The following is a 20555-nucleotide window of genomic DNA, read 5'->3' as shown; positions in this document are numbered from 1 at the left end:
TTTTGCTTTTTAACTGGAAATATCTCCAATAAATTAAAGTGATCTCTCTAAAATATTAGTTTGAATCCATATTGAATATTCCATAATTTTACAAACAGATTTTGTAAATTAGCCAATAATTTTACAATAAACTGAGATATTATGGATTTAAACTTCAATAAAAACGAAGATCACAATAAATTGTTGCTTTCTGACTTACGTCGAAAATTTAAAATAGTAAAATTGGGAGGTGGTGAAAAACGCATCCAAAAATTGCATAACGAGGGCAAAATGACAGCTCGTGAACGAATTGATTTTTTACTAGATGCAGATGCTAAAAGTATTGAAATTGGTGCTTTTGTTGGCGACGGAATGTATGCGGAACATGGCGGCTGTCCTTCTGGTGGTGTTGTAATTAAAATTGGATACATTCAAGGAAAACAATGTATTGTTGTGGCTAATGATGCCACCGTAAAAGCAGGTGCTTGGTTTCCTATTACAGGGAAAAAGAACCTACGTGCGCAGGAAATTGCTATGGAAAATAGGTTGCCAATTATTTACTTGGTAGATAGTGCAGGTGTTTATTTGCCTTTGCAAGATGAAATTTTTCCAGACAAAGAACATTTTGGACGCATTTTTAGAAATAATGCCTTAATGAGCAGTATGGGAATTACTCAAATTGCTGCAGTTATGGGAAGCTGCGTTGCTGGTGGTGCCTATTTACCAATTATGAGCGACGAATCATTAATTGTTGATAAAACAGGTAGTATTTTTTTAGCTGGAAGCTACTTGGTTAAAGCGGCTATTGGCGAATCAATCGACAATGAAACTTTGGGTGGAGCAGCGACACATTGTGAAATTTCAGGTGTTACCGACTACAAAGCCAAAGATGATGCTGATGCTTTAAATAAAATTAAAAATATTATATCTAAAATTGGCGATTACGATAAAGCAGGATACAACCGTGTGGCTTCTGAAAAACCACTTTTAAATCCGGAAGAAATGTACGGCGTTTTGCCTAAAGCTAGAAACGAACAATATGATATGATGGAAATTATCAAACGCTTAGTTGATAATTCTGAATTTGAAGCGTACAAAGAAGGCTACGGACAAACACTAATTACCGGTTATGCACGTATCGACGGTTGGGCAGTTGGAATTGTAGCAAATCAAAGAAAGGTAGTTAAAACGGCCAAAGGAGAAATGCAATTTGGTGGTGTAATTTATTCTGATAGTGCCGATAAAGCAACTCGTTTTATTGCCAATTGCAATCAAAAGAAAATTCCATTGGTATTTTTACAGGATGTAACCGGATTTATGGTTGGAAGTAAATCTGAACATGGCGGAATCATTAAAGATGGTGCTAAAATGGTCAATGCTGTTAGTAATTCTGTTGTACCCAAATTTACCGTAATTATAGGTAATTCTTATGGAGCAGGAAATTACGCTATGTGCGGAAAAGCATACGACCCTAGATTAATTTTTGCTTGGCCAAGTGCTGAACTTGCCGTTATGGGCGGAACACAAGCGGCCAAAGTACTGGCTCAAATTGAAGCCTCGTCGCTAAAAGCAAAAGGAGAAGTAGTCGATGAAGAAAAAGAAGCTGAATTGTTTGCGAAAATAAAAGCTAAATATGATGAACAAGTTTCTCCTTATTATGCTGCATCTAGACTTTGGACCGACGCAATTATCGACCCACTTGACACTCGTACTTGGATTTCTATGGGAATTGAGGCAGCCAACCATGCTCCTATTTTAAAACCTTTTAATATGGGCGTACTTCAGGTTTAAGTGTGAGTTAGTAAATTATTTATCTAATTATTTTTACATAAGAAAAAAAGACATATATATAAAAATCAAGAACTTAGTAGCAGCTAATTGAAAGTCAATTGTCATGGAAAATGCAGAAAGAATGAATAAAGGGACGAATGCGCACACTTATTTGACTTTCGATTTATTTCAGATAGCTTTTGGAGTATTTTGTTTTTGAAAGGAATCTCGCTTGTAACTAATGCATATTATTTACAAGATTTACTTTCGCCAATTGATCATCATGGACGAGGAATGTTTTTAATGCATATATTGCTCAAGCACATATGATTGGCGGAATTATGATTGCTTTTGGTTTTCTAACTCGCTGAACAACTGCTGCTCAATTACCTACTATATTAGGTCCTGTGTTTGTAAATGTATTAGGAAATAGAACTTCAGAAAATTTGATTGTATCACTAATAGTTTTATTTGTTTGTGTTTTTTTCTTCTTTTACGTTAGCAGCAAAAATGCTGCTGATTACTATTTCAAAATGGAACAATAATTAAAATAGCAATAAAAATTAAAAGAGACTTAAGGTCTCTTTTTTTATTAGCGATAATATGACATATATCATTTTAAAATTCCTTAAATCAAATTATTTTTGTTAGTCTAAATTTCAAGTAGTTATGAAAAACTCTCTCATTCAAAAATACAATGTTCCTGGTCCACGATACACAAGTTATCCAACAGTTCCTTATTGGAATGAATTAGATTTTAGCTATGACAAATGGATTGAGACCTTAAAAAAATCATTTATAGAGAGCAATTCAAAAGACGGAATCAGTTTATATATACATCTTCCTTTCTGTGAAAGCATGTGTACTTTTTGCGGTTGTAACAAACGCATTACCAAAAATCATGAAGTGGAAGATCCCTATATCACGGCAGTGTTAAAAGAATGGGATTTGTATTGTGCTGTTTTAGAGGAAAAACCTATTATCAAAGAAATACATTTAGGTGGAGGAACACCTACTTTTTTTTCGCCAACTAATTTAGAAAATTTGTTGAATGGAATTTTTCTAAAAGCCGAAAAAGCACCCAATTACGAGTTTAGTTTTGAAGGTCACCCTAACAACACCACCTATGATCATTTAAAAACATTGTACGACTTAGGCTTTAGACGTGTTAGTTTTGGCGTGCAAGATTACTCGCACAAAGTACAAAAAGCAATCAACCGAATTCAGCCCTTTCATAATGTAGCTAAAGTTACCCTTTGGGCCAAAGAAATTGGGTATACATCCATCAGTCATGATTTGATTTTTGGTTTACCTTTTCAGGAATTAACGGATATTATTGATACAATCGAAAAAACAAAATCACTGCAGCCTGACCGATTGGCTTTTTATAGTTACGCGCATGTGCCTTGGATTAAAGGAAACGGCCAACGCGGCTTTAGTGATGAGAATGTTCCTAAAGACGATGAAAAACGAAAATTATACGAAACAGGTAAAGAGTTATTAGCCGATTTTGGATACGATGAAATCGGAATGGATCACTTTGCCTTGGCTTCGGATACTTTACATCAAGCAGCTAGAAACAAAGAAATGCACCGAAATTTTATGGGCTACAGCTCTTCTAAAACACAAGTAATGATTGGTTTAGGTGTTTCTTCCATTAGCGATTCTTGGTACAGTTTTGGTCAAAATGTAAAAACCATTGATGAATATTATAAAGTATTAGAAAGCGATTCAATTCCTATAATTAAGGGACATATTTTGAATGAAGAAGATCTAATTATTCGCAAGCACATTCTTAATTTAATGTGCAATTTAGAAACTTCTTGGGAAGGTACTGCTGAAAAAGTAACTGAAATACCAGAAATTATAGCACAATTAAAAGAAATGGAAGCCGACGGTTTAATTGAGATTGGTACTGAATCAATTGTAGTCAAAGAAGCTGGAAAAGCATTTGTGCGTAACGTATGTATGGCTTTTGATTTACATCTGAAAAGGAAAATGCCAGATACACAATTGTTTTCAATGACCATTTAAAAAAAGAAAAGCGACTAAGATAAGTGAAGTATTCATTTATCTTAGTCGCTTTTTAATTAGTATATTTTTTAAAACAGCGCGTTTTATTATTTACAGTTAGGAGTTTCTTGTAGAAATAAACTCATGTTTGAAGGCGATACATACGGAATTCCTAATCCTAATCCACGCAGTATAAATAAGATTCCGATCACTACTCCGATGTACGGAATTGCTTTTTGTATTTTATTTCGAAAAGAAATAGATATAAATTCTTTAATGTAAACCACGGATGTCATTAGCGGTATCGTTCCTAAACCAAACAAAATCATATACAAAGTTCCATAAGCGACGCTCTGCATAGCCATTGCGCCAAATAGAGCTACGTAAACCATGCCGCAAGGTAAAAATCCATTAAGCAATCCGATGGTAAATAACGAACGGTAGCTTTTATTTCTAAATTGACTACCTAATCGAGCTTTAATCTTAGAAATAAAACGATAAACAGGTTTTGAAAAATTGTACTTTGCCAAAGATCTTTCGGGAACTAAAATCACTACAATGATCGCGATTCCTATAAAAATAGATAGTTTTTGCTGAATTCCGGCGACAAATAGTCCCTTACCTACTAATCCAAAAACTAATCCAATTAGAGCATAAGCTGAAAGCCTGCCAATATGATAAGTTACAATTTGTAAGGCTTTTTTACTCTTATTTTGATGATCAACTGGCAACATCATAGCGATGGGACCACACATACCTATACAATGAAAACTGCTTATCAGACCAAATATAAGTGCCGAATATAACATTGCATTTGTTTTTTAAAATACTGTATAGCTTCTTTAGTGAACGTAAATCTCTTCTTTTGTCAAGTATTTTTTACCTTCATACTCCCACTCCATGTTTACTTTCCAAACACCTTGAATTAGTTTTTGATCCGTAATTAACATAGTTGAGTTCTCTAATTTAATATCTGAGACAAAATCTAGTTTTTTATTGGATGCTCGATATAATGTAACAGTTCCTTTAATATGTTTCTCACTAAAGCTTTCAGGAAAACTAACTTTTACTCCAGCATCAGTCAAATTAATTTCTGGTCTTGTTTTCAAATCGTGAGCATTTTGCACTCGCTTCATTTCATCACTAAATCCCATATCATGTACATAATAATCTTCCACTACTAAATCATTGTCATACTTCGAATCTGATTGTACTTTTAATACAAAATACAAAATGAATGATATAAACAAAACAAAAGCAATCACGATTCCTGTTCCCCAATTAATTTTCATAGCTGTATATTTATTTTTTAATCTTGGTAAATGTAAACCTATCGCAGTCAATAATATAATTTTAAAAACCGTTTTGTAAAGTAACGATTACAAAACCAATTCTTTAATTAAAACTTCGGGGTCCTAAAAAGTTTGTAGTCGTAGTTTCAATTAATTGATCTCCATTGTAAACACCAATTTTTACTGTTGTTTTGTCACTTTCCAGTAAAGCCTGATTTATTTCAATAAACAAAGTTCCTTGTGACATTCCTTCTTTCTTAACAAAAAAATGTGTGTTTCCGACATTCTGAATTGTTCCTTTCTGATCAATTAGTTCAAAATGGATGTCGGTATAATTTTTCATTGTTTTGTTTATAATTTTATAAGTATAAATGTTACTAATATTTTCGCCTTTATGTTCAAACAACTGCCCTGGTAAACGCAGAACAAGAGCTTCCACATCATTTCTTAAAAATAAAGTTCCCACTAAAATTCCCATCAAAATTACCAACATCGCGGTATACCCCTTCATACGTGCAGTGAACTGAAAAGGCTCTTTTTTAACAATTTCATCTTCGGTCGCATATCGAATTAAGCCTTTTGGCAATCCAATACCTTCCATTATAACGTCACATTCGTCTATGCAAGCAGTACAATTGGTACATTCTAATTGTACCCCATCACGAATGTCAATTCCCATTGGGCAAACATGTACGCATTGTTTACAGTCAATACAATCTCCTTTCCCCGAGGCATCTCTATCTTCCTGTTTATTGTATCGCGCACGTCCGACCTCTTTCTCCCCACGTACAAAATCGTACGCTACATTGATTGATTTATTATCTAATAATACACCTTGCATACGGCCGTAAGGACAAGCAATAATACATACTTGCTCTCTAAACCAAACAAAAATGAAATAGAAAACTCCAGTAAAAATAAGAAGTGCGACAAAATTGCTCCATTGGTCTACTGGACCTTGCTCAATCATTAAGAACAATTGATCACTACCCACTAAGTAAGCTAAGAACACATTTGCGATTACAAAAGAAATCAGAAAAAAGATAAACCACTTAAAGACTCTTTTCTTAATTTTTTCAGCGTTCCATTGTTGCTTTGCCAAACGTTTTTGCGCACCATGATCACCGTCTATCCAATATTCAACGCGTCGAAAAACAAGTTCTAGAAAAATGGTTTGAGGACAAATCCAACCACAGAATATACGGCCAAAAACAACTGTAAAAAGTATGACAAAAACAACACCGACCAGCATTGACAATACGAAGAGATAGAAATCTTGTGGCCAAAATGGAAAACCGAAAATATTAAAACGGCGCTCCATAATATTGAACAACATAAACTGATTGCCATTTACTTTTATAAATGGACAAATAATGAATATTGATAATAAGACATAACTAACCCATTTCCTATAATCGTAATATTTTCCCGATGGCTTTTTAGGAAAAATATACTTTCTCTTTCCCTCACTATCTAAAGTTCCAATGGTATCTCTAAACGCTTCGTCTGGCAAATTTGACATGGTATTAATTGTTTAACTGTTGCGCTTTTAAGCTACAACAGTTGTTGAATCATCAAAATTTCATTAGTGTTATTCTACCCAAACTTCTCCTTCTGGAGCCTTTGGATTTTCAGGATTGCTCCCTTTTAATGCTAAAATATAACTAGATACCTTTTGTATTTCTTTTGGTTTTAAAGTAGCTTTCCAAGCAATCATACCTTTACCATCACGTCCTCCGTTGGCAATAGTATGAAAGATTTCTTTTATTCCACCACCTAAAATCCAATGATCATCTGCAAGGTTTGGTCCAATTTGTCCACCTCCATCTGCTCTGTGACAAGCAGCACAATTGGCAGCAAAAAGAGCTTTACCAGCATCTATATCTGCAGGATCTGTAAGTGCTACAACTGTTTTTTCATCCATTAAATCTGGAGCAGTTTTCATATATTCTGCTACGTCAATTTTAGCTTGTGCTAATTCTATTCGCAATTCGTCTTCTTGATTATCAGCTCCTAAAAGCTCATATTGAATCATATATATGAAAGCAAAAATAACAGAAGCAATAAACAAATACGTCCACCAAGGTGGCAAGTTATTGTCTAACTCTTTAATTCCGTCGTAATCATGATGCATTAATAAACTAGCTTCATTTTCCATCGGCTCCGTTTTAGTTAAACGACGCATCAAGTTTTTATACCATTCCTTTTCGGTAAATGGAATACTATCATCGATTTCTAACTGCGCTTTTTGCTCCTCGCTAAGTAAAGAATAGGTAATTTGACTAATAGCTTTAACCGTAATTTCGATCGCAATTAATAAAAATAAGAATACTAATAAAAATAAACTTACCATCGGATATCTAATAAAAGCTGGCTGACTGCCTGAATCTATAAAATATTCCAATGCGCCAAAAACGACAAATAAAATGAGCGGTACTCTAACGTATACTGGGAATAATTTTTTCATTTTGAATTGTTTTTAATTATACAATTGGATTGTCGTTTAACGGAATTTGGCTCATCTCCTCAATTTTTTCTTTCTTATAAGAGAAAACCCAAATACCAAGGCAAACAAAAAATATAAAGAAGATTAATAGTGAGAGAATCGGGAATATCTCTATTCCCGCAATTGTGTCCATGTTGTGCTTTACTTGTTCAAACATAATGTATTATTTTACGTTGTCTTTCACTTTAATATCAGTTCCCAATCGTTGCATGTAAGCAATCAACGCTACAATTTCTCTTTCGTTCATAGGAACGAATTTTTCTCCACGTGCAGCTGCTTTCTTCTTACTGTCTTCGTAACTAGCCACGTAATCGGGATCATTTTCTAAATTTTTCTCGATTGCAATTGCTTGCGCTCTTAAATTAATAAGACCATTTTCAACTTCTTCTGGAGTGTATGGTACTCCAAGCGTAACCATAGCTCTCATTTTTCTTTGAGTTAAAGAAATATCCATTGGCTTGTTGTCAAACAACCATTTGTATCCTGGCATAATAGATCCAGCTGAAATACTTTGCGGATTCCAGAAGTGATTAAAGTGCCAGTTGTCGTTGTATTTTCCACCAACTCGCAGTAAATCTGGACCTGTACGTTTTGATCCCCATAAAAATGGATGGTCGTATACAAACTCTCCCGCTTTTGCTTGTGGTCCATAACGCTCAACTTCACTACGGAAAGGTCTAACTGATTGTGAGTGACAACCCACGCAACCTTCACGAATGTACAAATCTCGACCCTCTAATTCCAATGGAGAATATGGTTTTACACTCGCAATGGTTGGAATATTAGATTTAACCATAATCGTTGGTACGATTTGTATCACTCCTCCAATTAAAATAGCAATAGTTGCTAATATTGTTAATTGGATTGGTTTTCTTTCTAACCACGAATGGTATTTTTCACCTTTTAATCTATTACTACTAATTCTTTCTAAAGCTGGTGCTTCTGCCAATTCGTCTTCAACACGACTTCCTGCACGAACAGTTTGAATCACGTTATATACTAATACAAGCATACCGATTAAGTAAAATACTCCACCAATAGCACGCATCCAATACATTGGCATAATTTGCGTAACTGTTTCTAAGAAGTTTCCGTAGGTCAAAGTACCGTCTGGATTAAATTGTTTCCACATAGAAGCTTGTAAAAAACCTGCTACGTACATTGGAATTGTATACAATATAATTCCTAAAGTACCAATCCAAAAGTGGAAATTAGCCAATTTGATAGAGTGCAATGCTGTTTTAGTTAGTCGTGGAATCAACCAGTAGATCATACCGAAAGTCAAGAAACCATTCCAAGCTAAGGCACCAACGTGAACGTGTGCAATAATCCAGTCTGTGTAGTGCGCAATAGCATTTACATTTTTAAAGGATAACATTGGTCCTTCAAAAGTAGCCATACCGTAACCAGTAATTGCTACTACATAAAATTTTAAAACAGGATCTACACGAACTTTATCCCAAGCACCTCTTAATGTCAATAATCCGTTGATCATACCTCCCCACGAAGGAGCTAAAAGCATAATTGAAAAAGCAACTCCTAAATTTTGCGCCCAGTTTGGCAAAGCAGAATACAACAAATGGTGTGGTCCTGCCCAGATATAAATAAAAATTAAAGACCAAAAGTGAATAATTGATAATCGATAAGAGTACACAGGTCGATTGGCAGCTTTAGGAACATAATAGTACATTAATCCTAAAAACGGAGTCGTTAAGAAAAACGCAACGGCATTATGTCCATACCACCATTGCACCAATGCATCTTGTACACCTGCGTAAATCGAATAACTTTTCATTGCCGAAACAGGCAATTCAAGATTATTAAAGATATGTAAAACAGCAACAGTTACAAAAGTTGCAAGGTAAAACCAAATTGCTACATACAAGTGACGCTCTCTACGACGCATCATTGTACCAATCATATTGATACCCATTACTACCCAAATAACAGTAATTGCGATATCGATAGGCCACTCTAGTTCTGCGTATTCTTTACTAGAACTGTGTCCTAATGGTAAACTAATTGCAGCAGCAACAATAATTAACTGCCATCCCCAGAAATGTAATTTACTTAAAAAGTCACTGTACATTCTGGCTTTTAGTAAACGCTGCATAGAATAGTACATTCCGGCAAAAAAGGCGTTTCCTACAAAGGCAAATATTATTGCATTGGTGTGTAACGGTCTTAACCTACCATAACTTAACCACGCTATACCATCGGTAAGATTTGGGAAAAGGTATAAAAAAGCGAGTGTAAGACCAACTAACATTCCCACTACACCAAACACTATTGTGGCGTAGAGGAAGTTTTTTACAATTTTGTTGTCGTAATAAAATTGTTGCATTTCCATAATTAGATTTGTTTTTCTTCTGTTGTTTGTATTTTATTTTTTGGGTTGGGTTTTAGTTCATCGTCAAAAAGCATTCTGACAGAAGGTGTGTAATCATCATCGTATTGCCCAGATCGCACTGCAACTATAAAGGCTATAAAGAAGCCAATTGCAATAATAATACTGACAATAATTAATAAATAAATAACGCTCATGACTTAGTGAATTGAGTGAACAAAGTTACTTTTTGGAATTCTTTTAAAATATGACAATTATCATAATGACCTATTCCGATAAAAGTAGAAAATATAATTGACTGAACAAATTTTACTTATTTTAAATTGACTTTAGCGTAGTAATTACTCATTAAAGTAACAAAGGAAACTATAGTCACCGTACTTAGAGGCATAATAATGGCTGCAACCAGAGGCAAGAGATTACCCGTGACGGCAAATGAAAGACCAACAACATTATATAAAAGTGAAATCACGAAACTCATCTTTATAATTTTTGTTGCATTATGAGAAAGGTTTAAGTAGTTGTTGAGATTCTTAAACTGACCAGCATCTAAAATGGCATCACAAGCTGGCGAAAAGACATTCACATTCTCAGAAATCGAAATTCCCACATTGCTTTGCGCCAAAGCTCCAGCATCATTTAAACCATCGCCGACCATCATTACGTTCTTACCATTTTCTTGAAGTGATTTAATAAAATCTAATTTTTGTTCAGGTTTCTGGTTAAAAATCAATTGCGTTCCTTTAGGCAAAAGTTGCTCTAATGTTTCCGTTTCGCCTGAATTATCTCCTGATAAAACTTTAAGTTCGTACTTCTCACTTAATGTAGTAAATAACTCAGATAATCCATCTCGATATTGATTGTTAAAAATATACTTACCATAATAGGTATTGTTTATCTGAATATGTAAGGTAGTTTGAAACGAGTTGTTTTCTGTAATACTGTGAACAAATTCAGCAGAACCCAACTTAAATGTAAATTCTTCAGTTGAAGCTAAAATTCCTTTTCCAGTTATTTCTTCAAAAGAAACCAGTTTTATTCGATTCACTTCTGGCAAATAATCATATAACATTCGACTTATCGGATGGTTTGATGCTTGTACAACATTCTTAATTAACTCGATTTGATCGTTTGAAAGCGCAGTTCCTTCGTACGTAATACTCGATTTTTTATTTGTCGTAATCGTTCCTGTTTTGTCAAAAACTATAGTATCTACTTTTGCTAATTGCTCGATAACCAAGGCGTTCTTTAAATAAAATTGTCTTTTCCCCAGAATTCTAAGAATATTTCCAAAGGTAAATGGAGCTGTCAGCGCAAGCGCACAAGGACAAGCCACGATTAAAACAGCAGTAAAAACATTAAAAGCGGTATTGGCATCAATAAATATCCAATATCCAAAACTGACAAAAGCGATAATTAATAATATTGGCGTAAAATAACGACTAATTTGATCCGTCAATGTTTTATGTTTGCGCTCGACATCTTTCTGAAAAATTGCATTTCCCCACAATTGTGTTAAGTAACTTTGTGACACAGAATGCAATACTTCCATTTCGACTGCTTTTCCAATTTGTTTTCCTCCAGCAAAAACTTTATCCCCTGATTTTTTTGTAATAGGAACTGCTTCACCTGTCACAAAACTATAATCAACTGCGGCGCTTTCACTAATTAAAATACCATCTACCGGAATTAGCTCTTGATTTCGAATTAACAAACGATCGCCTTTTACGATATCATATATAGGTATACTTTCTTCTTTTTGATTTTCCGACACTTTGGTAACAGCAATTGGAAAATAAGATTTAAAGTCTCTTTCGAAACTTAAGAAGCTGTAGGTTTTAATTTGAAACATTTTTCCGAGTAGCATAAAAAACACTAAGCCTGTTAAACTATCAAAAAAACCAGAGCCGTAACCCATAACAAAATCAAAAGTACTGCGCACAAACATTACAATGATTCCTAAAGCAATAGGAATATCAATATTCAGCATTCTTGATCTAATGCTTTTGTATGCCGATACGTAATAGCCACTCGCCGAATATAAAAAACTAGGCAAACTCAAGCTAAAAATTAATACTCTAAAAAAAGGTTTATAATTGTCTAGCCAAAATTCTTTAACTTCAAAGTATTCTGGAAATGACAAAAGCATAATATTTCCAAAACAGAAAAAAGCAACACCTAATTTATAGATCAAAACGCGATCTACATCCTTAGCTCCTGTTTCGTAATTATCTAAACTTATGTAAGGTTCATAGCCAATTGCACCCAAAAGATATACAATTTCCTTTAGTTTTAGATTGGTTGAGTTGAATGTAATTCGAACTGTTTTCTTTGGGAAATTAACTTGAGAAGAAGTAATTCCTGGTTGCAACCGATTCAGGTTCTCTAAAATCCAAATACAAGAACTACAATGAATGTGCGGGATATTTAATGATACAATTGCAATGTTTTCTTCTTGAAATTCAAGTAATTTTGAAACAATCGTTTCATTATCCAAAAAGTCATACTTACCTTGAATATCCAGCGGAGTTGCTCCTGGCGCATTCTCAAAATCATAGTAAGAGCCTAAATCGTTTACGCTAAAAATTTCGTACACTGTTTTACAACCGTTGCAACAAAAACTCTTGTCATCAAAAACAATAAGATCATTTTTTGGAATTATTAATCCACAATGAAAACAATTCAGACTATTCATAAATTGAAATACTTTTTACGCTACAAATTTCGAAATTTGGCTTTAAACTTTACATGATATTTGTCACAAAGCTCCGAATTTAAAACTGATATAATAAATATAGAGTACACAATTTTAGTTAAAAACATTTAACTCAATTTAAAGTGATTATATTATTCTTTCATCTTTATTATCCGTAAATTTGCAGCTAATTTTTCCACCAACAAATGAATAAATGTGATCAATGTATTGTTAGACAATTAACCTCTTTAAAGGCTTTGACCAAAGAAGAAGTTATTCAGTTAGCCAATAGTAAAAAAACATTGACGATAAAAAAAGGAGAAGCGCTTTTTGAGGAAGGCGAAGTAACCAATGGTGTCTTTTGTGTGAAAAATGGTGTTGGAAAATTATCTAAATTAAGCGCAAATGGAAAAGACCAAATTGTAAAATTGGTTAAATCTGGCGAATTGCTCGGACAACGCTCTATGATTAGTAACGAGCCCGCTAATTTGAGTGCCAAGGCAATCTCTGACATGGAAGTGTGTTACATTCCGAAAAAAGAAATGTTAGGATTTTTTAATACTAACAATCAATTTTCTATGAGTTTGATGCAAACTATTTGCGAAGACTTAAAAGAATCAGAAAACGATAAAGTTGCCATGGCGCAAAAAACGGTTAAAGAACGTTTGGCTCAAACTCTATTATATTTACAAGATAACTTTGGCTTGGAAACCGACCAGTCGCTAAGCATTCAGCTTTCACGCGATGAGTTAGCAAGCATTATTGGTACGGCAACTGAAAGTTGTATTCGTTTGTTGTCTGATTTTAAAAAGCAAGGATTAATTGAAATTGCTGGTAAAAAAATAATCATCAAAAATAGCCGTGAACTTCAAAAAATGGCAGAATAATTTTAAACTTATATATTCGTAAAAAACGCAGCATCTCAATTGATACTGCGTTTTTTTATAATTAAAATTTTGATTTATTTTTGAGTCAAATAATTCAAAACATTGGTATTAATTCTTTCTTCGATATTAGCAATATCTGCTTTTACGAATTTTTCGCCTAATATTTTTTCGTATAATTCAATGTACCGTTCAGAAACGGTTTCAATGTAAGCATCGGTCATGTCCGGAATTACTTGACCTTCTTTCCCTTGAAAACCATTTTCAATTAACCAACGACGCACAAATTCTTTGGAAAGTTGCTTTTGTTCTTCGTTGTTGTTTTGTCTTTCTTGATATCCTTCAGAATAAAAATAACGAGACGAATCGGGTGTATGAATTTCATCAATTAAAACAATTACACCTTCTTTTGTCTTTCCAAACTCATATTTAGTATCTACTAAAATTAAACCCCGACTAGCGGCAATTTCTGTTCCTCTTTGAAATAGTGCTCTTGTATATTTTTCTAAAATCACATAATCTTCTTCAGAAACAATTCCGGTAGATAAAATTGCTTCGCGCGAAATATCAGCATCATGTTCACCATTGTCAGCCTTTGTTGTTGGCGTAATAATAGCATCTGGAAATTTGTCATTTTCTTTTAATCCTTCTGGCATTGCGACACCACAAATAGTTCTTTTCCCTTCAGCATACTCACGCGCAGCATGACCCGAAAGATACCCTCTAATCACCATTTCGACTTTAAAAGGAGTACACAAATGACCAACAGCTACACTTGGATCTGGAGTAGCAATTAACCAATTCGGAACAATATCCTGCGTTAATTCCATGAATTTAGTTGCAATTTGATTCAAAATTTGACCTTTATATGGAATTCCTTTTGGCAAAACAACATCAAAAGCAGATAGTCTGTCGGTTGCGACCATAACCAGCAGTTCGTCATTAATATTATAAACTTCTCTAACTTTTCCTCGGTAAACCGATTTTTGATTTGGAAAATTAAAATCAGTAGTGGTGATTGTATTACTCATTAGTATCGTTGTGTTTGTTTTTTGTATGCAAATTTAAAACTATTTCGTAGAGTTACATCATGAAAAATACAGTTGCGATTAATAAAAGTGATAAATTTTTGATTTAAAAAAAAATTAAAATAAAAAACCTCAAAATTATACGTTTTGAGGTTTTAAAAATTTATATATCTTATAGTTTTCTAAAAAATTATTGATCATTAATTGGCAATCGTTTCAGAAACTGCTACCAAATTTTTAAAAAGATACTGCGCCACACCGTCGTCTGCATTTGTACCGATTATGGTTAACTGTGGTAAAACATCTTTAAAACTTTGAGGAGCATTTCCCATAATAAGTCCTACCCCGGTTGAAGACAACATCTGTAAATCATTAAAACCATCTCCAAATGCCATAGCTTCCTGCATTGTAAACCCTTCTTTCTCAAGAACTCTTTCAATTGCAAATCGCTTGTCAACCGACTTATCCATAAACTCTAAACAAGTTGGCAAACTGAAAGCATGATGCAATGAATCGGCGCCTTTAGCTATAATAGTGTCTTTTAAATGAATTAACTTTTCATGGTTTTCATGCGAAAAGAAAATTTTAATTGCGGTAAAATCATCTAATTGTTTGTAGTCAACTAATTCAGGGAGATACTTTAATTCCGTCTGAAAACTGTTTATCTTTTCGTTAACTCTATTGGTCTGCCAGCTATTTTCTTTGAAAAGAACAACAGTAATCTCTGGATCAATATCTACATCTAAAGCTGCTTTTACCACATCACTTTCTAAATTAAAAGAATACAGTTCGTCTCGATTTGGAGCATGAATTCGAGCTCCGTTAGAACTAACCAAGTAAATAGGAATATTTAAAGTATCCAGAATTGCCATAGCATCCATATGATGGCGACCCGTGGCAACAATAATTAAATAGCCTTTGTCGTGTAATTCTTTGAAATTTTTTTTGGTGTAATCAGAAATTTTATGTTCTTGATTTAGTAAGGTCCCGTCTAAATCACTTATTATTACTTTTATCTTGCTAAAATCGGTAGTCATAAATTTATATCAAATTGAATGGCAAAATTACAAAATTGCTTTTCCATTAACAAAGAATAACTGTTTTTCAATCTTAAAAAAGCAAAGTTTTACTATTTGATTAACAAAACTTTACACAGTATCAATACAGAAAACATTCGTTATAAAAGCTCCAGTTGGAATCTTTTACAACGAATGTTATTTTGATCTTAAGGTTAATTATTAGTCGTTATTTTCAATTTGTTTGTAAGCATCTATTACCTTTTTTACCAAACGGTGGCGAACAATGTCTTTATCATCCAAGTAAATTAATCCAATTCCTTCTACATCTTTAAGAACCAGTAAAGCTTCTTTTAGTCCAGAAATTGTTCGACGCGGCAAATCGACTTGACCTGGATCTCCAGTAATCATGAACTTGGCATTTTTGCCCATACGTGTCAAGAACATTTTCATTTGCGAATGAGTTGTATTCTGCGCTTCATCCAAAATTACAAAGGCATTGTCTAACGTTCGACCACGCATAAATGCTAATGGAGCGATTTGAATAACACCTTTTAAAATATAATCTTCCAATTTTTCATTGGGCAACATATCTCGCAAAGCATCATAAAGTGGTTGCATGTACGGATCTAATTTTTCTTTCATATCACCTGGTAAAAATCCAAGATTTTCTCCTGCTTCTACCGCTGGGCGAGTTAAAATGATACGTTTTACTTGTTTTTCTTTTAAGGCTTTTACCGCCATGGCAACTCCAGTATACGTTTTACCAGTTCCTGCTGGTCCCACAGCAAATACCATATCGTTAGTATTAATGGTATCTACTAACAATTGCTGGTTGGGCGTCATCGCTTTAATCAGCTTACCTCCTACACCATGTACCAATACTTTGTCGTGGTCAAATGCTTTTTTATCTTCCCGACCATCGCTCATAATTACGCGTTCAATTACGTTGTCGTCAATGGTGTTGTATCGGGTAAAATGTAACATCAATCGTTGAAATCGTTTTTCGAATTCGTCTAAAACATCCTTTTCGCCAAAAGCTTTCAAAGTTGTACCTCTTGCTACAATCTTCAGCTTTGGATAGTACTTTTTTATAATTTCAAGATGAGAGTCTTGAGCGCCCCAGAATTCTTTTGGAGCGATGTCTATGAGCTCGATTATTCTTTCGTTCAAATGAGGTAGTTTTAAATTAAAATAAAATCTTTTTAAAAATTAGCGTGCTGTCGGGTATCTTTACTCCAAATATGGAATTTGTTTTTCGATTAATGCATTTTTGCAAACCTATTTATTAGCTTTGCATTTCTCAAATTTAATAAAAATTCGATTTAAATACTACCAATAGTTATAAACAAAATGATGTCAATAATTACGCTCACTACCGATTATGGCTTAAAAGACCACTTTGTTGGCGCATTAAAAGGGAAGATTATTTCCGAGCTTAATGAGGCCAAAATTATCGACATTTCCCACGACATCGATCCCTTCAATGCCATGGAAACTTGTTATATAATTGGTGCTTCTTACCTGAGCTTTCCCAAAGGAACCGTTCATTTAATTGGTGTCGACATCGAAAAAAACAAAGAAAATCAGCACATTGCTATGCAATGGAACGATCACTTTTTTATCTGCGCCGATAATGGTATCTTGAGTATGCTCACGCAAAAAATTACGCCGCAAAAAATTGTAACTATTAACATTCACGATCGTTTTCCGGTTGATTTTACCGATTTGGATATTTTCGTAAAAGTAGCTTGCCACTTAGCAAAGGGTGGTTCACTTAATGTTATTGGCAAAGACATTCAAAATATTAAAGAAATTACCGAATTGCAATCGGTAGTGGGCAATGATGGCAACAGCTTAAAAGGATGTGTCATTTATATTGATCATTTAGGAAACGTAGTCACCAATATTTCTAAAAAGCAATTTATCGAAGTGGCTAAAGGACGTAGTTATGAAATTGTGATGAAACCAAGAAGCATTAAGACAATATTACCCAATTATTCGGCAATTGCTTCGTCAAATAAATATCCAATAAAAACTTATGAAGGCGAAAAACTAGCCATTTTTAATGAAGCAGGCTTTCTCGAAATCGCTATTTTTAGAAGTAATCCTGCCACTGTTGGATCGGCAAATAGTTTGTTAGGACTTAATTACAGAGACCCAATTATAATTCAGTTTTCGAATTAATTTTCATTAAAATAAAATACATTTGCAACCCAATTGAATACAAATAATTATGCTGGTACGTATTGTAAAAATGAGTTTTGAAGAAGAAAAAATACCTGATTTTCTTGCAAATTTCGAATCAGTTAAAGAAAAAATTAGAAACGCACCTGGCAACTGTTTTTTAGAATTGTACCAAGACAAAAACAACAAAAATATCTTTTTTACATACAGCTATTGGGAAACTGAAGCTGACTTAGAAAACTACAGACAGTCTGAACTTTTTAAATCAGTTTGGAGCTTTACCAAAAAACTATTCAACGAGAAGCCCGAAGCGTGGAGTGTCGATAAATTAGTTAGTTTAACATAGTTTTGATTTTCTAAATTCAAAACAAATCAACGATTAAAAAATAATAAATGAAATCAATCATTTTAAGAGAGATAAAATCTTTTTTCGGCTCGCCCATTGGGTATTTAGTTATAGGCTTGTTTTTAATAAGCAACGGATTATTTTTATGGGTTTTTGAAGGAGACTATAACATTTTAAATTCTGGATTTGCCGATATGAATCCGTTTTTCTCCTTAGCACCTTGGATTTTAATTTTTCTAATTCCTGCCGTTACGATGCGCAGTTTTTCGGATGAAAAAAAACAAGGTACTATTGAACTTTTATTGACAAAACCTTTGTCTATTTGGCAAATTGTAAATGGTAAATTTTTAGGTTCATTTTTATTAATTGTAATCGCGATTATTCCAACGCTTATATATGTGAAAGTAATTTCAGATCTAGGAATGCCCGAAGGAAATATTGATATGGGAAGTACAATTGGTTCTTATTTCGGGCTTTTGTTTTTGATCGCAGCTTATTCTTCCATCGGAATATTCACCTCTACTTTATCTGAAAATCAAATCGTAGCTTTTATTATTTCGGTATTTCTGTGCTTCTTTCTCTTTTTTGGATTTGATGGATTAGCAAGCGTTATCTCTGGTTTGTCACAACCTATTGCAGCTATCGGAATGCAAGATCATTATAAGAGCATGAGCCGAGGTGTGATTGATTCTCGTGATGTAATTTATTTTGCAAGCATTGCCATATTGTTTCTTTCGTTGACCGTTTTTCAATTAAAATCATTTAAAAAGTAATGAGAGCTTCTTCCAAAAAAAATATCGAATCATTACTTATTGTGATTGCAATTTTAATCGCACTAAATTTTGCTGGTTCTTATGTTTTTCATCGTTTTGATTTAACAAAAGACAAGCGCTATACTTTATCAGAAACTTCATTAAAAATTGTCGACCAAGTTAGAAATCCGCTTTCGATAAAAATATACATGCAAGGTGATCTACCACCAGAATTCCGTCGATTACAACTGGAAACCAAACAACTACTAGAAGAATTTCAAGCGTACAATCGTAGTATTGTGTTTGAATTTGTAGATCCTTTAGAAAACGAAAAAGAAAGTCAAGATTTAATTAAAGAACTGTATCGCAAAGGTTTAACTCCTGTAAACATTACAGTAGATGATAAAGGTAAACAGTCGCAAGCCATGGTTTTTCCGTGGGCAATTGCGGTTTACAATGGCAAAGAGGTAAATATTCCTTTACTTAAAAATATGATGGGCGCTTCAACTACACAAAAAGTAATTGGTTCCGTTCAACATTTAGAATATTCTATTGCTGATGCGATTTATAAACTTAGTACCGAAAAACAGAAAAAAGTAGCCATCATCAAGGGAAACGGTGAACTTCGAGAAATTTATATGGCAAAGTTTTTAATGCAAATTCGTGAAAGCTATCACATTGGTCCTTTTACATTAGATTCAGTTGCTAAAGACCCAAATGGAACTTTAAAAGCGCTAAAGGACTACGATTTAGCGATTATTGCTAAACCAACAGAAGCTTTTAGCGACGAAGAGAAGCAAGTTGTAGATCAGTTTATCATGAGTGGCGGAAAAACACTTTGGCTTATTGACCAAGTAACTGCCGAAATGGATAGCTTGTACAATAATTCGGGGGCGACATTGGCTTTTCCTAAAGACTTAAATTTGAACGACATGTTCTTTAAATACGGATTTAGAATTACGCCCGATTTAGTAAAAGACGAACAAGGTAGCCCTATCAAATTAGCGACTGGTGAACAAGGAAGCGCAACCCAGTACCAAGATTTCAACTGGAAATTCGCTCCTCAAATTTATCCAACAACGCCACATCCAATTGTAAAAAATTTGGGCGGTATTAAGTTCGATTTTGCTAATCCGATTGATACTTTAAAAAACGGAATCAAGAAAACAGTCTTACTGCAATCGTCTCAATATTCTAAAAAAGTAGGAACACCATCCGAAATAAATCTAAATATCGTTGCCGAAGAAACTTCGCCAAATCATTACATTAATACTGGTAATTTACCAATGGCAGTTTTATTGGAAGGCAACTTTAAATCGGTTTATGAAAATAGAGTTTTACCATTTGTAGAAAGTGAATTTCTGAAAGAAGGAAAACCAACAAAAATGATTGTGATTTCAGATGGAGATATCATGAAAAATCAATTGGATAAAGACGGAATGCCAGTAGAATTAGGTTACGATCAGCGCTCTGGTAATTTATACGACAACAAAGATTTTGTGATTAATTGCGTCAATTATCTGCTAGATGATACGGGACTTATTAACATTCGAAGTAAAGATCTCGATTTGCCATTACTCGATAAACAGAAAGTTTACGAAAACTATACGCAAACGCAAATCCTAACTATCGGGCTTCCAATCGCTATTTTAGGGCTTTTCGGACTTCTGTTTACCTTTCTTCGTAAAAGAAAATATGCACGGTAAGTGTTAATAAAAAATTTTCGATACTAGGATTGTT

General features: G+C 33.8%; 18 protein-coding genes. 7 read left to right on the top strand and 11 right to left on the bottom strand.

What is annotated here, in order from left to right; translation table 11 throughout:
• The first annotated feature begins 141 nt into the window (after positions 1–141).
• Positions 142–1770 carry an acyl-CoA carboxylase subunit beta gene (locus ACRASX_RS11995; protein ID WP_432221384.1) on the top strand — a complete coding sequence of 543 codons (1629 nt, stop codon included), beginning with the start codon at positions 142–144 and terminating at the stop codon, positions 1768–1770.
• Between the two features lie 648 nt (positions 1771–2418).
• Entirely contained in the window at positions 2419–3783 is a 1365-nt protein-coding gene (gene hemN, locus ACRASX_RS11990) for an oxygen-independent coproporphyrinogen III oxidase (protein WP_432221383.1), read from the top strand.
• 86 nt (positions 3784–3869) lie between these two features.
• Here the strand turns inward: hemN and ACRASX_RS11985 are convergent, their stop codons facing one another.
• The 8 genes from ACRASX_RS11985 to ACRASX_RS11950 all read right to left on the bottom strand — a co-directional run bounded on the left by ACRASX_RS11985 (position 3870) and on the right by ACRASX_RS11950 (position 12602).
• Positions 3870–4571 (bottom strand): sulfite exporter TauE/SafE family protein, encoded by a 702-nt coding sequence (locus ACRASX_RS11985; RefSeq protein WP_432221382.1) that lies wholly within the window; start codon positions 4569–4571, stop codon positions 3870–3872.
• Between the two features lie 33 nt (positions 4572–4604).
• Positions 4605–5054, bottom strand: a complete 450-nt coding sequence (locus ACRASX_RS11980) for a FixH family protein (protein WP_066308297.1) — start codon at positions 5052–5054, stop codon at positions 4605–4607.
• 103 nt (positions 5055–5157) lie between these two features.
• Positions 5158–6576, bottom strand: a complete 1419-nt coding sequence (gene ccoG / locus ACRASX_RS11975; protein ID WP_432221381.1) for a cytochrome c oxidase accessory protein CcoG — start codon at positions 6574–6576, stop codon at positions 5158–5160.
• Between the two features lie 69 nt (positions 6577–6645).
• Positions 6646–7521: a cbb3-type cytochrome c oxidase N-terminal domain-containing protein gene (locus ACRASX_RS11970; protein ID WP_432221380.1), complete on the bottom strand. Its 876-nt coding sequence runs from the start codon at positions 7519–7521 to the stop codon at positions 6646–6648.
• Positions 7522–7537: 16 nt separating this feature from the next.
• Positions 7538–7717: a cbb3-type cytochrome oxidase subunit 3 gene (locus tag ACRASX_RS11965; protein WP_066307915.1), complete on the bottom strand. Its 180-nt coding sequence runs from the start codon at positions 7715–7717 to the stop codon at positions 7538–7540.
• Between the two features lie 6 nt (positions 7718–7723).
• A complete protein-coding gene (ccoN, locus tag ACRASX_RS11960; protein ID WP_066307916.1) occupies positions 7724–9910 on the bottom strand; it encodes a cytochrome-c oxidase, cbb3-type subunit I in 2187 nt (728 codons plus the stop codon).
• A 2-nt stretch (positions 9911–9912) separates the two neighbouring features.
• Positions 9913–10104 (bottom strand): cbb3-type cytochrome oxidase assembly protein CcoS, encoded by a 192-nt coding sequence (gene ccoS / locus ACRASX_RS11955; RefSeq protein ID WP_066307919.1) that lies wholly within the window; start codon positions 10102–10104, stop codon positions 9913–9915.
• A 116-nt stretch (positions 10105–10220) separates the two neighbouring features.
• Positions 10221–12602 (bottom strand): heavy metal translocating P-type ATPase metal-binding domain-containing protein, encoded by a 2382-nt coding sequence (locus tag ACRASX_RS11950; protein ID WP_432221379.1) that lies wholly within the window; start codon positions 12600–12602, stop codon positions 10221–10223.
• A gap of 206 nt (positions 12603–12808) precedes the next feature.
• Between ACRASX_RS11950 and ACRASX_RS11945 the strand changes: the two genes are divergently transcribed.
• Complete coding sequence (locus tag ACRASX_RS11945; protein ID WP_066307924.1) at positions 12809–13489, top strand: Crp/Fnr family transcriptional regulator; 681 nt, start codon at positions 12809–12811, stop codon at positions 13487–13489.
• A 74-nt stretch (positions 13490–13563) separates the two neighbouring features.
• Here the strand turns inward: ACRASX_RS11945 and ACRASX_RS11940 are convergent, their stop codons facing one another.
• The 3 genes from ACRASX_RS11940 to ACRASX_RS11930 all read right to left on the bottom strand — a co-directional run bounded on the left by ACRASX_RS11940 (position 13564) and on the right by ACRASX_RS11930 (position 16703).
• Positions 13564–14517 carry a phosphoribosylaminoimidazolesuccinocarboxamide synthase gene (locus ACRASX_RS11940; protein WP_432221378.1) on the bottom strand — a complete coding sequence of 318 codons (954 nt, stop codon included), beginning with the start codon at positions 14515–14517 and terminating at the stop codon, positions 13564–13566.
• A 197-nt stretch (positions 14518–14714) separates the two neighbouring features.
• Positions 14715–15551 (bottom strand): Cof-type HAD-IIB family hydrolase, encoded by an 837-nt coding sequence (locus ACRASX_RS11935; protein ID WP_066307930.1) that lies wholly within the window; start codon positions 15549–15551, stop codon positions 14715–14717.
• 201 nt (positions 15552–15752) lie between these two features.
• Positions 15753–16703 (bottom strand): PhoH family protein, encoded by a 951-nt coding sequence (locus ACRASX_RS11930; RefSeq protein ID WP_066307938.1) that lies wholly within the window; start codon positions 16701–16703, stop codon positions 15753–15755.
• A 183-nt stretch (positions 16704–16886) separates the two neighbouring features.
• Here ACRASX_RS11930 and ACRASX_RS11925 point away from each other — a divergent pair, with 183 nt between their 5' ends.
• Genes ACRASX_RS11925 through gldG form a run of 4 tightly spaced genes read left to right on the top strand, consistent with a single transcriptional unit; the run spans position 16887 to position 20521 of the window.
• Complete coding sequence (locus ACRASX_RS11925; RefSeq protein WP_066307940.1) at positions 16887–17717, top strand: SAM hydrolase/SAM-dependent halogenase family protein; 831 nt, start codon at positions 16887–16889, stop codon at positions 17715–17717.
• 49 nt (positions 17718–17766) lie between these two features.
• Complete coding sequence (locus tag ACRASX_RS11920) at positions 17767–18063, top strand: putative quinol monooxygenase (protein ID WP_066307943.1); 297 nt, start codon at positions 17767–17769, stop codon at positions 18061–18063.
• 47 nt (positions 18064–18110) lie between these two features.
• On the top strand, positions 18111–18836 hold the full coding sequence (gldF, locus tag ACRASX_RS11915; RefSeq protein WP_432221377.1) for a gliding motility-associated ABC transporter permease subunit GldF: 726 nt from the start codon (positions 18111–18113) through the stop codon (positions 18834–18836).
• Positions 18836–20521 (top strand): gliding motility-associated ABC transporter substrate-binding protein GldG, encoded by a 1686-nt coding sequence (gene gldG, locus ACRASX_RS11910; RefSeq protein WP_432221376.1) that lies wholly within the window; start codon positions 18836–18838, stop codon positions 20519–20521. The genes gldF and gldG overlap by 1 nt, the downstream gene beginning before the upstream one ends.
• Positions 20522–20555 lie beyond the last annotated feature (34 nt).

This window comes from Flavobacterium sp. TMP13 (assembly GCF_050847115.1).
Taxonomy (GTDB): domain Bacteria; phylum Bacteroidota; class Bacteroidia; order Flavobacteriales; family Flavobacteriaceae; genus Flavobacterium.
Note: the sequence above shows the minus strand (reverse complement) of the source record. Positions and strands in the feature narration are given on the sequence as shown.

What these genes read in the sequence shown, in the direction of transcription:
- ACRASX_RS11995 (WP_432221384.1), top strand. Translation starts at nt 142, where the DNA reads ATGGATTTAAACTTCAATAAAAACGAAGATCACAATAAATTGTTGCTT.
- hemN (WP_432221383.1), top strand. Translation starts at nt 2,419, where the DNA reads ATGAAAAACTCTCTCATTCAAAAATACAATGTTCCTGGTCCACGATAC.
- ACRASX_RS11985 (WP_432221382.1), bottom strand. Translation starts at nt 4,571, where the DNA reads ATGTTATATTCGGCACTTATATTTGGTCTGATAAGCAGTTTTCATTGT.
- ACRASX_RS11980 (WP_066308297.1), bottom strand. Translation starts at nt 5,054, where the DNA reads ATGAAAATTAATTGGGGAACAGGAATCGTGATTGCTTTTGTTTTGTTT.
- ccoG (WP_432221381.1), bottom strand. Translation starts at nt 6,576, where the DNA reads ATGTCAAATTTGCCAGACGAAGCGTTTAGAGATACCATTGGAACTTTA.
- ACRASX_RS11970 (WP_432221380.1), bottom strand. Translation starts at nt 7,521, where the DNA reads ATGAAAAAATTATTCCCAGTATACGTTAGAGTACCGCTCATTTTATTT.
- ACRASX_RS11965 (WP_066307915.1), bottom strand. Translation starts at nt 7,717, where the DNA reads ATGTTTGAACAAGTAAAGCACAACATGGACACAATTGCGGGAATAGAG.
- ccoN (WP_066307916.1), bottom strand. Translation starts at nt 9,910, where the DNA reads ATGGAAATGCAACAATTTTATTACGACAACAAAATTGTAAAAAACTTC.
- ccoS (WP_066307919.1), bottom strand. Translation starts at nt 10,104, where the DNA reads ATGAGCGTTATTTATTTATTAATTATTGTCAGTATTATTATTGCAATT.
- ACRASX_RS11950 (WP_432221379.1), bottom strand. Translation starts at nt 12,602, where the DNA reads ATGAATAGTCTGAATTGTTTTCATTGTGGATTAATAATTCCAAAAAAT.
- ACRASX_RS11945 (WP_066307924.1), top strand. Translation starts at nt 12,809, where the DNA reads ATGAATAAATGTGATCAATGTATTGTTAGACAATTAACCTCTTTAAAG.
- ACRASX_RS11940 (WP_432221378.1), bottom strand. Translation starts at nt 14,517, where the DNA reads ATGAGTAATACAATCACCACTACTGATTTTAATTTTCCAAATCAAAAA.
- ACRASX_RS11935 (WP_066307930.1), bottom strand. Translation starts at nt 15,551, where the DNA reads ATGACTACCGATTTTAGCAAGATAAAAGTAATAATAAGTGATTTAGAC.
- ACRASX_RS11925 (WP_066307940.1), top strand. Translation starts at nt 16,887, where the DNA reads ATGTCAATAATTACGCTCACTACCGATTATGGCTTAAAAGACCACTTT.
- ACRASX_RS11920 (WP_066307943.1), top strand. Translation starts at nt 17,767, where the DNA reads ATGCTGGTACGTATTGTAAAAATGAGTTTTGAAGAAGAAAAAATACCT.
- gldF (WP_432221377.1), top strand. Translation starts at nt 18,111, where the DNA reads ATGAAATCAATCATTTTAAGAGAGATAAAATCTTTTTTCGGCTCGCCC.
- gldG (WP_432221376.1), top strand. Translation starts at nt 18,836, where the DNA reads ATGAGAGCTTCTTCCAAAAAAAATATCGAATCATTACTTATTGTGATT.